This is a genomic window from Bradyrhizobium sp. 23AC (genome assembly GCF_054863025.1).
Genome location: NZ_JAVAYN010000240.1, coordinates 1 through 254 on the forward strand (window position 1 = coordinate 1; position 254 = coordinate 254).

Genomic DNA, 254 nt, shown 5'->3' on the forward strand with positions numbered 1-254 from the left:
GCCGGCGTGACGGCGTCGATGGTGGCCTTGGGCGTGATCAGATTCGACGCGCCGGCAATCAGCGCGAGGCAGAGCGGTCCCGAAATCTTTCCGACACCGTTGGCGGCCTGCGCCAGTCCCACGCCGCGCGCGCTTAGCCGCACCGGAAAGATCTCGGCGGAATACGGCGCGATATTGGAAAAACCGCCATCGAAGAACAACACAGCCGGGATCAACAGCACGACGAACGCCGGATAGCCAAAGATGATGCGGTC

At 63.4% G+C, this 254-nt stretch carries 1 pseudogene; it reads right to left on the reverse strand.

Annotation, left to right across the window (positions count from 1 at the left end):
• Window positions 1-254: pseudogene (locus RAD10_RS42280) on the reverse strand (MFS transporter); the annotation flags it as partial.